The organism is Paraburkholderia unamae, assembly GCF_003096875.1.
Lineage (GTDB): Bacteria > Pseudomonadota > Gammaproteobacteria > Burkholderiales > Burkholderiaceae > Paraburkholderia > Paraburkholderia unamae.
Genome location: NZ_QEOB01000004.1, coordinates 296931 through 311786 on the forward strand (window position 1 = coordinate 296931; position 14856 = coordinate 311786).

The 14856-nt window shown below is 65.4% G+C and carries 11 protein-coding genes; 10 read left to right on the forward strand and 1 reads right to left on the reverse strand.

Translation table 11 applies throughout. From position 1 onward, the window contains the following. Positions 1-111: 111 nt before the first annotated feature. The 10 genes from C7402_RS10765 (at position 112) to C7402_RS10805 (ending at position 13341) form a co-directional block, all read left to right on the forward strand. Positions 112-1011 (forward strand): LysR family transcriptional regulator, encoded by a 900-nt coding sequence (locus C7402_RS10765; RefSeq protein WP_112170475.1) that lies wholly within the window; start codon positions 112-114, stop codon positions 1009-1011. A 99-nt stretch (positions 1012-1110) separates the two neighbouring features. Beyond that, the gene (locus tag C7402_RS10770) at positions 1111-1785 is read left to right on the forward strand and encodes a histidine phosphatase family protein (RefSeq protein WP_116610638.1); all 675 of its coding nucleotides are present in this window, start codon (positions 1111-1113) and stop codon (positions 1783-1785) included. A gap of 26 nt (positions 1786-1811) precedes the next feature. After that, positions 1812-2828, forward strand: coding sequence for a phosphotransferase (locus C7402_RS10775; RefSeq protein ID WP_116610639.1), 1017 nt, complete (start codon positions 1812-1814; stop codon positions 2826-2828). Positions 2829-2871: 43 nt separating this feature from the next. Next, positions 2872-3639: an SDR family oxidoreductase gene (locus tag C7402_RS10780; protein WP_116610768.1), complete on the forward strand. Its 768-nt coding sequence runs from the start codon at positions 2872-2874 to the stop codon at positions 3637-3639. A 34-nt stretch (positions 3640-3673) separates the two neighbouring features. Next, a complete protein-coding gene (locus tag C7402_RS10785; RefSeq protein WP_112170472.1) occupies positions 3674-4918 on the forward strand; it encodes an acyl-CoA dehydrogenase family protein in 1245 nt (414 codons plus the stop codon). Positions 4919-5428: 510 nt separating this feature from the next. Continuing rightward, positions 5429-6130, forward strand: a complete 702-nt coding sequence (locus tag C7402_RS10790) for a hypothetical protein (RefSeq protein WP_133254459.1) — start codon at positions 5429-5431, stop codon at positions 6128-6130. Further along, entirely contained in the window at positions 6127-6405 is a 279-nt protein-coding gene (locus C7402_RS46255; protein WP_133254460.1) for a hypothetical protein, read from the forward strand. The genes C7402_RS10790 and C7402_RS46255 overlap by 4 nt, the downstream gene beginning before the upstream one ends. Before the next feature lie 297 nt (positions 6406-6702). Continuing rightward, positions 6703-11544 carry an NAD-glutamate dehydrogenase gene (locus C7402_RS10795; RefSeq protein ID WP_116610641.1) on the forward strand — a complete coding sequence of 1614 codons (4842 nt, stop codon included), beginning with the start codon at positions 6703-6705 and terminating at the stop codon, positions 11542-11544. A 103-nt stretch (positions 11545-11647) separates the two neighbouring features. Further along, positions 11648-12100, forward strand: coding sequence for a MarR family winged helix-turn-helix transcriptional regulator (locus tag C7402_RS10800; protein WP_116610642.1), 453 nt, complete (start codon positions 11648-11650; stop codon positions 12098-12100). Between the two features lie 14 nt (positions 12101-12114). Next, a complete protein-coding gene (locus C7402_RS10805) occupies positions 12115-13341 on the forward strand; it encodes an MFS transporter (protein ID WP_116610643.1) in 1227 nt (408 codons plus the stop codon). Between the two features lie 2 nt (positions 13342-13343). On the opposite strand, the gene C7402_RS10810 is transcribed toward C7402_RS10805, so the two are convergent. After that, on the reverse strand, positions 13344-14690 hold the full coding sequence (locus C7402_RS10810) for an MFS transporter (RefSeq protein ID WP_112170468.1): 1347 nt from the start codon (positions 14688-14690) through the stop codon (positions 13344-13346). Between the last annotated feature and the right edge of the window lie 166 nt (positions 14691-14856).

Here is a 14856-nt window from a genome sequence, read left to right on the forward strand (position 1 = left end):
AGCGGGCATGCGCCGACGTGGCCTTCAGGCGGATATTGTCGCCAATTCTACTCAAGTTGATAATGACCCGCAGCCGTACGCCATTCCACGCGGCCAGGGGAATCTCAAGCCATGCGTCTGTCCAGGATCGATCTGAATCTCTTCATCGTGTTCGAAGCCGTGTATCGAACGCGCAATCTCACGCGCGCGGCGGAACTGCTGTTCATCACGCAGCCCGCCGTGAGCAACGCGCTCGCGCGCATGCGCAAGACCTTCGACGATCCGCTGTTCGTGAGCACGCCGGCGGGCATGATGCCGACCCCCGTTTCGGAGAACATCATCGTGCGGGTGCGTGAGGCGCTGCAACTGCTCGATTCGAGCACGCATGCGGGCGAGCGCTTCGATCCGGCGGCGTCGCAGCGCACCTTCCGGCTCAGCATGAACGACCTGACCGAAGCATTGCTGCTTCCCGCGCTCGAAGAAGTGCTCCAGCGCCACGCGCCCGGCATTCGCATCGAGAGCTACTTCACGACGCGCCGCGACGTGCCCGAAGCACTCGCGAGCGGCGCGGTCCACCTCGCGATCGACGCGCCCCTGATCGACGACCCCTATCTCGAGCAGGAGCCGCTCGGCCGCGACCGTTACGCGTGCATGCTGCGCCAGGACCATCCGTTCGCGAAGAAGAAGCTGACGATCGACGACTACCTGCGCTTCGGCCATATTCACGTGTCGAGCCGCCGCCAGGGGCCTGGCCTCGTCGATACGGAACTCAACAAGCTGGGCGTGCGGCGCACCATCCAGACGCGCGTTCAACATTATCTGGTCGCGCCCTTGATCGCCATGCGCACCGACCTCATGCTGACGGCGCCGCTCATGCTGCTCAAGCGCTACGACGCGCGCATCCTGGCGCTGCCGTTCGCGCTGCCCGATCTGGAGACGCACGGCTACTGGCATCGCAGCGTTTCCGCCGACCCCGCGCACCGCTGGCTGCGCGAACAGATCGGCCGCCTGATGCGCAAGACGCGGCAGTAGCGGGGTGTCACTGTTCGTTATGGCAAGGTATCACGAGAATCAATTTCCTGAATGCCTTGGCGCCCGGTATCGTTCCAGCCATATTCCAGTGAGGATGGCATGGCGGAACTCTATCTGGTGCGGCACGGCCAGGCGTCTTTTGGCGCTGAAAACTACGACGAGCTTTCATCTTCGGGCCGCATGCAGTCGCGCTGGCTCGGCGAATACTTCGCGCAGGCGAATCTGACGTTCGATCGCATCGTCACGGGCACGATGCGCAGGCACGCGCAAACCGCCGACGCCCTGCTCACCGCCATGGGCGGCCAGCCCGCGCAGATCGTGCAGGACGCCGACCTGAACGAATACGACTTTCGCGCCCTGTTTTCGGCGCTCGGCGAGAGCGACGCCGCGCCGGGCCTCGCGGCCGAAAGCTCGATGAAACACTTCTACAAGGGCCTCAAGCAGGTGCTGCACCTGTGGTCCGAAGATCGCTTGCCGGGCCGCGTTCCCGAGACCTGGGCGCAGTTCCAGGCGCGCGTGGAGCGCGCACGCCTCGCCATTGCGCGCATGGGCGGCAAGCGGGTGCTGGTGGTGAGTTCGGGCGGCCCGATTGCCGTGATCGCACAGCAGGTGCTCCAGGCGCCCGCCGCCGCGGCTATCGCGCTCAACATGCAGATTCGCAACAGCAGCGTGAGCCAGTACGTGTTCAACGAAAACGCGATGTCACTGGTCAGCTTCAACGCGTTGCCCCATCTCGAACGGGCCGAAAGGCGCGAGCTCGTCACCTACGGTTGATTCGATTCCTGGTATCCGCAGCCAACATGAATAGCACTCTTGAATTCGACGTCGAAGCGCTCACGCGTTATCTGGTGGCCCACGTGGCCGGCTTTCAGGGACCCATGTCCGTCGAGAAGTTCGCGGGCGGCCAATCGAACCCGACGTTTCTCATCGAAGCGCAAAGCGGCCGCTATGTGCTGCGGCGTCAGCCGCCTGGCGCGCTGCTCAAGTCCGCGCATGCCGTGGACCGCGAATTTCGCGTGCTGAGCGCGCTGAGCGGCACGCCCGTTCCGGTCGCACGCGCCTTGCACCTTTGCGAAGACCGCGACGTGATTGGCAGTCTGTTCTACGTGATGAGCTTCGAAGAAGGCGAGATCCACTGGGACCCGGCCTTGCCCTCGTTGCCCGCAGGCGGTCGCGCCGCCGTGTACGACGCGCTGATCGGCACGATGGCGGCGCTGCACGACGTGGATGTCGAGGCCGTCGGTCTCGCGGACTATGGACGCGCCGGCAATTACTTCGCACGCCAGATCGATGTCTGGACGAGGCAATACCGCGCGGCGCAAACGGATGAGCTTGCCGCCATGGAAGCGCTGATCGCGTGGCTGCCCGCGCACTGTCCGGCCGAGGCGGGCAAGCCCGCGCTGGTGCATGGCGACTTCCGCATCGACAACCTGATCTTTCACCGGGGCATGCCGCAGGTGCGTGCCGTACTCGATTGGGAACTCTCCACGCTCGGCAATCCGCTGGCCGACCTGGCGTACTTCTGCATGTGCCTGAGGTTGCCCCCCAAAGGTCATATCGTCGGGCTGGCGGGGCTGGATCGCGCGGCGCTCGGCGTGCCGGATGAGGCCACGATCGTCGAACAATATTGCCGCTTGCGCGGAATCGGCGCCATCGAGAACTGGCATTTTTACCTGGCTTTCAGTTTCTTCCGGCTGGCTGCCATCGCCCAGGGGGTGAAAAAGCGGGCGCTCGGCGGCAATGCGTCGAACGACAAGGCGCGCCAGGTCGGCGAAATGGCGGGTGCGCTGGCGAGCATGGGCGTCGAGTTGATCTGAAGCCGCGCGAGCAATGTGCGAAACGAGACATATCGGAGGAATGATGGGGACTACTGATTTATTCGATCTTGACGGAAAAATTGCGCTGGTCACGGGCGCGAGCCGTGGCATTGGCGAGGAGATTGCCCGGTTGCTCGCGCAGCAAGGCGCCCATGTGATCGTGTCGAGCCGCAAGCGCGAAGACTGCGAAGCCGTGGCGCACGCCATCCGGGAGGCAGGCGGCAGCGCCGAGGCGCATGCGTGCCACGTGGGCCGTCTCGACGACATTCACGCGATCTTCGAGCATGTGCGCGCGCGCCACGGGCGGCTCGATATTCTCGTGAACAACGCGGCGGCGAATCCGTATTTCGGTCACATTCTCGACACCGATCTCACGTCCTTCGAAAAGACCGTGGAAGTCAATTTGCGCGGCTACTTCTTCATGTCGGTGGAGGCGGGCAAATTGATGCGCGAGCACGGCGGCGGCGCGATCGTCAACACCGCGTCCGTCAACGCGCTGCAACCCGGCGACAGGCAGGGCATCTACTCGATCACGAAGGCTGCCGTCGTCAACATGACGCGGGCGTTCGCCAAGGAGTGCGGGCCGCTCGGCATCCGCGTGAACGCCTTGCTGCCAGGCCTCACCAAAACGAAATTCGCCGGAGCCTTGTTCGAGGACGAGGCGCTGTACCAAAGCTGGATGGCCCAGATTCCGCTGCGCCGCCACGCCGAGCCTCGCGAGATGGCGGGCACGGTGCTGTACCTCGTGTCCGATGCGTCGAGCTATACCAACGGCGAGTGCATTGTCGTTGACGGCGGCCTGACGATCTGAAAATCCCCTCTATCACGTTTGAAGGAAGAGCACGATGGACTTCGCCTATAGCCCCAAAGTGGAAGCGCTGCGCGCCCAACTGAGCGCGTTCATGGAAACGCATATCGTGCCGCGCATGCGCCAATGGCACGAGGAGGTGAGCGCCGGCCAGTATCCGGTTTCGTTCATGGAGGAACTCAAGGACAAGGCGCGCGCGGAGGGACTCTGGAACCTTTTCCTGCCGCATCTGCATGACGACGAACCTGGGACTCGGCTGACCAACCTGGACTATGCGCCGCTTGCCGAGATCATGGGGCGCGTTGCCTGGGCCTCCGAAGTGTTCAACTGCAACGCGCCGGACACGGGCAACATGGAACTGCTGCATATGTTCGCGACACCCGCGCAGCGCAAGCGCTGGCTCGAACCGCTCCTCGAAGGCAAGATCCGCTCGGCCTTCGCGATGACGGAGCCCGCGGTGGCTTCGTCGGACGCGACCAACATCACCACGTCGATTCGCCTGGATGGCGACGACTATGTGATCGACGGCCGCAAATGGTTCATCACGAACGCCGCGCACCCGCACTGCGAAATCTTTATCGTGATGGGCAAGACGGATACGCAGGCGCCGAGCCATCGTCAGCAGAGCATGATCCTCGTGCCGCGCGACACGCCGGGCGTCAAGGTGATCCGCAATATCACCGTGGTCAATCACACGGCGCCGGAGGGCCACTGCGAGATCGAGTTCAAGGGCGTGCGTGTGCCGCGCTCGAATCTGCTCGGCGAGGAAGGCAGCGGTTTCGAACTCGCTCAGGCGCGCCTGGGGCCGGGGCGCATTCACCACTGCATGCGCTCCATCGGCGCGGCCGAACTCGCGCTCGAACTGATGATCGAACGGGCCCAGGCGCGCACGGCGTTCGGCAAGAAGCTCTACGAGCATGGCTCGGTTGCGGAAGGCGTCGCCCGGTCGCGCATTGAAATCGACCAGGCGAGGCTCCTCGTGCTGAAGGCCGCGTGGATGATCGATAACGTGGGTGCGAAGGCGGCGCGCAAGGAGATCGCGATGATCAAGGCGCTGGTTCCCAGCGTGCATACGGCCGTGTGCGAGCGCGCCATCCAGGTGTTCGGCGCGATGGGCCTGAGCCCCGACACGCCGCTCGCGGACAGCTGGACCTGGGGCCGCGCGCTGCGCTTCGCCGATGGTCCCGACGAAGTGCATCTTCAGAGCATTGCGCGCATGGAGATCAAGGCGCGGCCGCACGAGCCGGGCCGTGACAATCCTTACCTCGCTGCGGCCCGGTAATAGACGGCAGGGTTTACGTGCAGCGGCAACGGCGCACGCGGGCTAGAGGCCCGCGTGCGCCGTTGTCGTTTACCCAGCGGGTTTTCTCGACCTTGTAACCGTGCAAATCTCGTTGAAGGACCGCTTGAGGCGGAAGGGTAATGCTCCTCCCGAGGGGGGCGGTGGGAAAGCGCGCATAGCGGTCAGATGCGCGTGCGGGTTGGCGGGGATCAAGGCGAGATGGATGGACGAGGGCTATAACGTGGACGGGTCGCGCGATTTTCCTCCGCCTGGCGTGCGGCCTAAGGTGGCTTCGGAAAATCCGTCGGCCCTGGTGACAGCTTGAAACAGCCTCAAACGCGCCCCACATGCGGGCGCGTCTTTTTTGCCACGTTCAGCAGGCGGCAAGGAATCCCCCCGATGCTTCCGTATCGTCCGCACTTCCTCAGGAACCGTGAGCACGAGTGGCTTACGCACCACTTCTGGCGCAGCCTCAATCAATCGATCGGCCTAAGTTTGACGAGTCCCGGCATGTTCTGGCCGGATAGCTACTACACCTTCGGAACGAACCGGCACCATACTGTGATGCCCCGCGACGAAGCGGAAGATGTCAGGGAGGCGCTGGAGGTTGCGCGCGTCGCCTTCCTTCAAAGCGGTTTAATGCCTGCCATGCGCTCGCCGAGCGAAAGCGAACTGCGATCCGTGCTTGGACGCATCGGCGGCTTTCATGGCGAACGGCTGTATGGCATCCCTGATCTTTGCAGTGCTGTGCGGGAAGCCGTCAAACGAGGCGCACTGGTTTTCGTCCCGAGTCGTGAGGATTTGCGCGCGTGCGTCAAGGCGATACAGGAGGTCAAACAACGGCACGCCGCTGCTGCACCCGCGCCGCAAGGCGACAGGCTTAACCCGCGCGCGGAAGCGGCCCGCATGATGGGCAAGACGCCGCGTATGCCACAGAATCCGGTCAGGCCATCATGGATGACCGAGCCGACGCCGCTCAGCGATGCACAGTCGTTCGCGTACATGCCGGATTCCATCGCTGGCGATCTTGAGCAGGACGCGGGAGTATTCCTTACTCCTGCGGAGGAGGCCGATTGCGAAGCGGGGCTCCACGCTGACCTGGCAGAGTGCAGCGCTTACGCAGCAATGGACAAATCATATTGGTGGGCGTGTCATGCCCGTTCGATGCAACGGTATAGCAATTGCCTTAGGGGGCAAGGGACACTCCGATGAACAAGCGAAATCCACGCTGCGTTTTCATAGCCTACGACGAAGATAATCAGCAGCTCGAAACGTACACCATTGATAGGGATGCAGTTGCAAAGCTCAAAGAGGCGGCATTAGTCATGCCTTGGCCGCTGGCAGAGCACAAGTTAGATGATGAATTTGCTCGTAAGCTCGGAGGGGCGATATTCAATTTGCTTGCAATTTATCAGCCGGCACTCAAGCCGCTTATATCCGTAACGCCTGATCCTGATTCATCGGAGCTGCCGCCTTCCAGCGACTAATCGACGTAGGCGCGATCATCGCGCGGCCAGGTTTGGCGCGTTTCTGGCGCACTGCCGGAGGCTGACGCGTATCCTGTAGCTTTATGGGTTGGGAGGCGGTGTTGTCCGTGGCTGGTGCAGCCTTCTCGGCGCGCCTCGAGATCCTACGGGAACGGGGCGGTGCTCAAACTCCGTAATCCAGGGAGGGTAGCATTCCAACTTGGGATATTGTTAGATTGAGTACGTTGCGCCGATCTTGCCGGTGCATAATATTCGAACCGCCGATGCAGTCGATGGCTACCCCTCAAGGAGTCCGTCATGCTAGCGAGAAACGAAGAATTCGTTGCCCATCTGCTCTCCGACGTCACGGAATTCGCGCGGGCGCGCCTGCCCGAGCCGACCTTCCGGATCGTCGAACCCTTCCTGCGGCATTACTACGATTTCGTTGACGCGGAAGACCTGCGCAGCCGCAGCATCGCCGACCTCTACGGTGCCGCCATGGCGCACTGGCGCACCGCGCAGCGCTTCGTGCCGGGCAGCGAGCGCATGCAGGTCTACAACCCGATCCTCGAACAGCACGGCTGGCACTCGGACCACACGGTCATCGAGATCGTCAACGACGACATGCCGTTCCTCGTCGATTCGGTCTCCATGGCCGTCAACCGGCTCGGGCTCGCGCTGCACTCGGCCATGCACCCGGTGTTCCGGATCTGGCGCGGCAAGGAGGGCGCGATCGAGCGCGTCGAGGAAGGCGTGGCGAGCGCCGACGACGGGCAGTCGCAACTCGCCTCGTTCATCCATTTCGAGGTGGACCGCTGCGGCGATGCAGCAAAACTCGAAACCTTGCGCAGCGATATCGCCAAGGTGCTCGGTGACGTGCGCGCTTCGGTGGAAGACTGGCCGAAGATTCTGGAGGTCGCGCGCACCACCATCAAGAACATGAAAGCGCGCGAGGCGAGCGCCGAGGACATCGAGGCGCGCGCGTTTCTCGAATGGATGGTGGCCGACCATTTCACCTTCCTCGGCCAGCGCGACTACGCGCTCGTCGCGCACGACGGCGGCCACGCGCTGCGCGGCGTGGAAGGCTCGGGGCTCGGCATCCTGCGCGAATCGCTGCGCGCACCGGGCACGCCCGATGTCACGCCGCTGCCGGCCGCCGCCGAGGAAATCATCGGCGGCGCATGGCCCATCTTCATCACCAAGGCCAATTCGCGCGCCACGGTGCACCGGCCGGGCTATCTCGACTACGTGGGCGTGAAGCTGGTCGGCGCGGACGGCAAGGTGTGCGGCGAGCGCCGCTTCGTCGGGCTCTACACCTCGACCGCGTATATGGTGCCCGCCGCCGACATTCCGATCGTGCGGCGCAAATGCGCGAACATCGTGCGGCGCGCGGGCTTTTTGCCCAAGGGACATCTCGGCAAGTCGCTGGTGACGGTGCTGGAGACCTATCCGCGCGACGAGCTGCTTCAGGCGAGCGAGGACGAGCTGTTCGACATCGCGCTCGGCGTGCTGCGCTTGCAGGAGCATCAGCGCACGCGCCTTTTCGTGCGGCGCGACCGCTTCAACCGCTTCGTGTCGTGCCTCGTGTATGTCTCGCGCGACAAGTACAACACCGACTTGCGGCGGCGCATCGCCAGGCTGCTGGTGGAGGCGTTCAACGGCGTTTCCGTGGAGTTCACGCCGCTGCTTTCGGAGTCGGCCATCGCGCGTATTCATTTCGTGGTGCACGCCGAACCCGGCACGATGCCCGAGGTCGACACGCGCGAGCTGGAGGCGCGGCTCGTGCAGGTCACGCGGCGCTGGCAGGACGATCTTGCCGACGCGCTGCTCGACGCCTTCGGCGAGGAGCAGGGCACGCGCCTGCTGCATCGCTACGCCGACTCGTTCCCGGCCGGCTATCGCGACGACTATCCGGCGCGCACGGCGGTGCGCGATATCGAGTTGATCGAGCGGGTGCAGGGCACGGGGCGCATCGCCATGAATCTGTACCGGCCCATCGAGGCCGGGGCGCGCACCTTCCGCTTCAAGGTGTACTGCGCGGGCGAGGCGATCGCGCTTTCGCGCAGCCTGCCCATGCTCGAACATCTCGGCGTGCGCGTGGACGAGGAACGCCCGTACGTGATCGAAACGCCGTCCTGCGCGCCCGCATGGGTCCACGACTTCGGCCTTGAACTCGCCGACGACGCCGAATTCGACATCGAGCGCGTGAAGGCGCTGTTCGAAGACGCGTTCGAAGGCGTCTGGACCGCGCGCATCGAGAACGACGACTTCAACCGGCTCGTGCTGCGCGCGTACCTGAGCGCGCGTGAAGTCACCATCCTGCGCGCCTATGCGAAGTATCTGCGCCAGGTGGGCTCGACCTTCAGCGACGCCTATATCGAGCGCGCGCTCACCGGCAATCCGGCCATTGCGCGACAACTCGTGGAATTGTTCGTAGTCCGTTTCGATCCGCATGATACGCAGGCGCGCGAGGAGCGCACGTCGCTCATGCTCAAGGCCATCGAAAGCGCGCTCGACCAGGTGCCGAATCTCGACGAGGACCGCATCCTGCGCCAGTTCCTCGGCGTGATCAAGGCGACTGTGCGCACGAACTACTTCCGCCGCGACGCGAACGGCGGGGAGCGCCCCGCGCTTTCGTTCAAGTTCGATCCGTCGAAAGTGCCGGGCCTGCCCGAACCGAAACCGATGTTCGAGATCTGGGTGTACTCGCCGCGCGTGGAAGGCGTGCACCTGCGCGGCGGGCGTGTCGCGCGCGGCGGCCTGCGCTGGTCGGACCGCCGCGAGGACTTCCGCACGGAAGTGCTCGGCCTCATGAAAGCGCAGATGGTGAAGAATGTCGTGATCGTGCCGGTGGGCTCGAAAGGCGGCTTCGTCGTGAAGAATCCGCCTCCTCCGGGCGACCGCGAGACGTGGATGCGCGAGGGCGTGGCGTGCTACCAGACTTTCCTGCGCGGCCTGCTCGATCTCACCGACAATCTCGTGAACAACGCGATCGTGCCGCCGCCCGACGTGGTGCGCCACGATCCCGACGATCCCTACCTCGTGGTGGCCGCCGACAAGGGCACGGCCACGTTCTCCGACTACGCGAACGCCATTTCGGCCGAATACGGCTTCTGGCTGGACGACGCGTTCGCGTCGGGCGGCTCGGTGGGCTACGACCACAAGAAGATGGCGATCACGGCGCGCGGCGCGTGGGAGTCGGTCAAGCGGCACTTCCGCGAAATGGGCGTGGACACGCAGGCCACCGACTTTACCGTGGTCGGCGTTGGCGACATGTCGGGCGACGTGTTCGGCAACGGCATGTTGCTCTCGCCGCATATCAAGCTGCTCGCCGCGTTCGATCACCGGCATATCTTCCTCGACCCGAATCCCGATACCGCCGCGAGCCTCGCGGAGCGCACGCGCCTGTTCGCGCTGGAGCGCTCCAGTTGGGCCGACTACGACCCCGCCGCGATTTCGGCGGGCGGCGGCGTGTTCGCGCGCACCGTGAAGACGATTCCGCTTTCGGCCGCAGTGCAGGCGGCGCTCGGCATCGAGGCGTCCGCGCTCACGCCGACCGAGTTGATTCGCGCGATCCTGCACGCGCCGGTCGATCTGCTCTACAACGGCGGCATCGGCACGTACGTGAAGGCGGCGCGCGAAACGCACGCGCAAGTGGGCGACCGCGCCAACGACGCGGTGCGCGTGAACGGTTCGGACTTGCGCTGCAAGGTGGTGGGCGAGGGCGGCAACCTGGGCGTGACGCAACTCGGGCGCATCGAATTCGCCCAGCACGGCGGCCACATCAACACCGACGCGATCGACAACTCGGCAGGCGTGGATTGTTCGGACCACGAAGTGAACATCAAAATCCTGCTGGGTCTCGTGGTGGCCGACGGCGAGATGACGACGAAGCAGCGCAACACCTTGCTCGCGGAAATGACCGACGAAGTCGGGCTGCTGGTGCTGAGCGACAACTACTACCAGACTCAGGCGCTCTCGATCGCGGGCCGCTACGCCGAGCCGCTGCTCGACGCCGAAGCGCGCCTCATGCGTTGGCTCGAACGCGCGGGGCGGCTTAACCGCGTGATTGAATTCCTGCCGACCGACGAGGAAGTGGCCGAGCGCCAGGCCGCGAAGCTCGGCCTCACCTCGCCTGAGCGCGCCGTGCTGCTCGCCTACAGCAAGATGTGGCTCTACGACGCGCTGCTCGACTCGGACGTGCCCGAAGATCCGCTCGTGGCCGGCTTGCTGATCGACTATTTCCCGCAGCCGCTGCAACAGCGCTTCAGCGAGCCGATGCATCGGCATCCGCTGCGCCGCGAGATTCTGGCCACGCACCTCACGAATGCGCTGGTGAATCGCGTGGGCTGCGCGTTCGTCCATCGTCTGATGGAGGAAACCGACGCGCAGCCGGGCGAGATCGTGCGCGCCTGCATGATGGCGCGCGACGTGTTCGATCTGAACGACATCTGGCGCGCCATCGACGCGCTCGACAACCGCGCGCCCGACGACGTGCAGGCGCGCATGTTCGTGGACGTCGCGCGCCTGCTCGAACGCGCGGCGCTGTGGTTCCTGCGGCACTTGCAGGCGGGCGCCGTCGATGCGGTCGGCGTGAGTTCGCTGCTCGCGCGCTGCCGCGACGCGGCGCAGCGTCTCGCGCCGCAGTTGCCGGCGCTGTTGCCCGAGCCGGATCTCGAAGCGCTTTCGGCGCGTCAGGGCGAACTCGTGAACTCGGGCGTGGAAAGCGCGCTCGCGGTGCGCGTGGCGAGCGGCGAAATCTCGGTGTCGCTGCTCGATATCGCCGATGTGGCGGCCGCGCGCGATCTGCCGCTCGAACGGGTCGCGGCGGTCTACTTCGCCTTGGGCACGCGGCTGAACTACGGCTGGATCAGCGAGCGCGCGGCGGCGCTGCCCACGCCCACGCACTGGGACACCATGGCGCGCGCGGCGGCGCTGGCGGAAGTGGCGCGCCTCAAGCGCGCGCTCACGACGAGCGTGCTGGCCCAGGACGGCGACACGGCGGACGCGCAAGCGCTCGTCGACACCTGGTGCGGCCAGCACGAAGCCGCACTGGAGCGCTATGGTCAACTGCTGACGGAGTTGCGCGCTTCGAGCGGCGCGAGCCTTTCGGTGCTGCTCGTGATCGTGAGGGCCATGGCGGCCCTGGAAAGGGCCTGAAGACCGGCGTCCCGCTTTGCGGGATGCAAGCGCCAGCGCGTGCAATCCGGGAGATATGAAGGTAAACTGCAAAGATTACCTTCATATCTCCCGGATTGCGTTCATGACCGATCATCTTCACGCGCCACCCTCCGAACTGGCCGCCGGGCTCGCCGGCGACCTGCGCGCGCTGGTCGCGCAATTGCGCCGGCGCTTTCGCGAGCAGGCCATCCTCGGAGAATTCACGCCGTCGCAGATCGCCGTGCTGCTGCGCCTGGAACGTGAAGGCCCGGCCACGGTGTCGAGCCTCGCGCGCGCGGAGGGCATGCGCCCGCAGTCCATGGGCACGCTGATCGCGCCGCTCGAAGCGGCGGGCCACATCAGCGGCGCGGCCGACCCCAGCGACGGCCGACAGACCCTCTGGTCGCTCACCGAGGCGTTCCGCGACTGGCTCAAGGAGGGGCGCGCCGCGCGCCAGGACTGGCTCTCGCGCACGATCGAGGCGCGCCTCACCGGCGCCGAGCAACAGCAGCTTGCCGCCGCCGTCGAGCTGCTCAAGCGGCTCGTGGCCGACTGAGGCGAGGCAACCGCATGGGCGCTCCAGCTTCTTCCGGGTACTTCCGCTCGCTCAAGAGCTACAACTATCGGGTGTGGGCGGCCGGTGCGCTCGTCTCGAACGTCGGCACGTGGATGCAGCGCACGGCGCAGGACTGGCTCGTGCTCACGGGCCTCACGCATCACAGCGCGGCGGCGGTGGGCATCGTCATGGGCTTGCAGTTCGGCCCGCAAATGCTGTTCATGCCGTGGTCGGGCTTCGCCGCCGATCATTTCGACCAGCGCAAGCTGCTCATGATCACGCAGGCCTTGCTCGGCGCGCTCTCCATCGGGCTCGGCGTGCTCACGGCTACGGGGCTCGTGCAGCTTTGGCACGTGTATGTATTCGCATTCCTGTTCGGCTGCACCACGGCCTTCGATTCGCCGGTGCGGCAAACCTTCGTTTCCGAACTGGTGGGCGACGCCGATCTGTCCAACGCCGTCGCGCTCAACTCCACCTCGTTCAACGCGGCGCGCATGATCGGGCCGGCCGTGGCGGGCATCGTCATCGCTTCGGTGGGGGTGGGCTGGGCCTTTCTGCTCAACGGGCTGTCGTTCGTCGCCGTGCTGATCTCGCTCACGCGGCTGCGCGTGGGCGAGTTGCGCGCGGCGCGGCTCAAGCAGCCCGCGAAAGGCGGCATTTCCGCCGGGTTTCGCTATGTGTGGTCGCGCCCGGACCTGAAGTCCATCCTCATCATGCTGTTCCTGATCGGCACTTTCGGGCTGAATTTTCCGATCTTCATCTCGACCATGGCCGTGAGCGTGTTCCATGCCGACGCGGGACGCTACGGACTCCTCTCTTCATTGATGGCCGTGGGCACCATGAGCGGCGCGTTCTTCGGCGCGGGCCGCAGCCACCCGCGTTTCACTTCGCTGCTGTTCGCGGCGGCGGCGTTCGGCGTGGGCTGCGTGCTGGCGGCCGTCGCGCCCGGCTACTGGTGGTTTGGCGGCGCGCTCGTGGTGATCGGCATCGCGGCGCTCACGTTCACCACGGAGACCAACAGCCTCATGCAGCTTTCCACGGAGCCCGGCATGCGCGGGCGCGTGCTGGCGATACGCCTCGCCGTGGCGCTGGGCGGCACGCCGCTCGGCGCGCCCGTGGTGGGGTGGGTGGCCGACCATTGGGGGCCGCGCTGGGCCCTGCTGGTCGGCGCGGCTTCGGGGTTCGCGGCGGCTGTCGTCGCGGCGCGCACGCTTGCTCGCCGCGAGCATGAAACGCCCTGAATTCAGGCGCTTTTCAACTCCACGCGCTTGATGTCCTTCACGATCACGAGATAGCTGATCACCGTAACGATGGCGTTGACGCCAACGAAAGCGAGCGCGCCGTTGAACGAGCCCGTGGTCGCCACGAGATAGCCGATCACGATCGGCGTGACGATGCCGGCCACGTTGCCGAACATGTTGAAGATCGAGCCCGAAAGGCCGATGGCTTCGCGCGGCGCGGTGTCGGCGATCACGGCCCAGCCCAGCGCGCCCAGCCCCTTGCCGAAGAACGCGAGCGACATGAGCGCCACCACGAGCCAGTCGCTGTTCACGTAGTTGCAGCCGATGATGCACGACGACAGCACCATGCCGCCGACGATGGGCACCTTGCGCGCCACCGTGAGCGAGCGGCCCGAACGGATGAGCGCGTCCGACGCGATGCCGCCGAGCACGCCGCCGAGAAAGCCGCAGATGGCGGGCAGCGAGGCGACGAGACCCGCCTTCAGGATGGTCATGTGGCGCGCCTGCACGAGGTAGATGGGAAACCACGTGAGGAAGAAGTACGTGAGCACGTTGATGCAGTACTGCGCGAGATACACGCCCACGAGCATGCGGTTGCTGAGCAGTTGACGAATCACCGCCCAGTTCGCGCCCTTGCGCTCGCCGCGCGGCGAACGCTGGTGCCCGTTCACGATGCCGCCGCCTTCCTCGATATAGTCGAGCTCCTGGCGATTCACGCCCGGATGGTCGGCGGGATACTTCATGAAGCGCACCCACACGCAGGCGAGCAGCAGGCCGCCGATCCCCATCACGATATACACGTGATGCCAGCCATACGCGTGCGTGAGCCACGCCATGAGCGGCGTGAACACCACGGCCGCGAAATACTGCGCCGAATTGAAGATGGCCGAGGCCGTGCCGCGCTCCTTCGCCGGGAACCAGCTCGCCACCACTTTCGCGTTGGCGGGGAATGCGGGCGCTTCGGCCGCGCCCATCGCGAAGCGCAGCGCAAAGAGGCCCGCAATCGCGGCGCCCGCGCCGCCGAGCAGGCCGATCGAGCTTTGCAGCAACGTGAATAGCGACCACAGGAAGATGCTGCCCGCGTACACGCGGCGCGCGCCGAAACGGTCGAGCACCCAGCCCGCGGGGATCTGCGAGAGCACATAGGCCCAACTGAAGGCCGAGAAGATATAGCCCATGCGGATCGCGTCGAGGCCGAATTCGGCGCGCATGGCCGAGCCCGTGACCGAGAGCGTGGCGCGGTCCGCGTAGTTGAGCGTGGTGATGATGAAGATCAGCGAGAGGATCAGATAACGCACCCGGGTGCGCTTCGCGACATCGGATTGCGTGGCGGTGCGGCTCAACGACATGTGGATCGGCCTCTAACGTCTAACGTGCGCGAGACACGGGCCCGCGCTCGCGAACGAGGCGGCGGCCCGTATCTGCTGTCTCCAGACGGCGCGCCGGGTGCGCGCCGCATTTACCTACGCGGGAACGCGCCCGAAGCGCGTTCCGTTCGCGGCCTTCGTGCGCCGC

Coding starts and splice junctions, on each gene's coding strand:
- C7402_RS10795 (WP_116610641.1), top strand. CDS start 6,703: ATGCTAGCGAGAAACGAAGAATTCGTTGCCCATCTGCTCTCCGACGTC.
- C7402_RS10770 (WP_116610638.1), top strand. CDS start 1,111: ATGGCGGAACTCTATCTGGTGCGGCACGGCCAGGCGTCTTTTGGCGCT.
- C7402_RS10780 (WP_116610768.1), top strand. CDS start 2,872: ATGGGGACTACTGATTTATTCGATCTTGACGGAAAAATTGCGCTGGTC.
- C7402_RS10765 (WP_112170475.1), top strand. CDS start 112: ATGCGTCTGTCCAGGATCGATCTGAATCTCTTCATCGTGTTCGAAGCC.
- C7402_RS10810 (WP_112170468.1), bottom strand. CDS start 14,690: ATGTCGTTGAGCCGCACCGCCACGCAATCCGATGTCGCGAAGCGCACC.
- C7402_RS10800 (WP_116610642.1), top strand. CDS start 11,648: ATGACCGATCATCTTCACGCGCCACCCTCCGAACTGGCCGCCGGGCTC.
- C7402_RS10785 (WP_112170472.1), top strand. CDS start 3,674: ATGGACTTCGCCTATAGCCCCAAAGTGGAAGCGCTGCGCGCCCAACTG.
- C7402_RS10775 (WP_116610639.1), top strand. CDS start 1,812: ATGAATAGCACTCTTGAATTCGACGTCGAAGCGCTCACGCGTTATCTG.
- C7402_RS46255 (WP_133254460.1), top strand. CDS start 6,127: ATGAACAAGCGAAATCCACGCTGCGTTTTCATAGCCTACGACGAAGAT.
- C7402_RS10790 (WP_133254459.1), top strand. CDS start 5,429: ATGTTCTGGCCGGATAGCTACTACACCTTCGGAACGAACCGGCACCAT.
- C7402_RS10805 (WP_116610643.1), top strand. CDS start 12,115: ATGGGCGCTCCAGCTTCTTCCGGGTACTTCCGCTCGCTCAAGAGCTAC.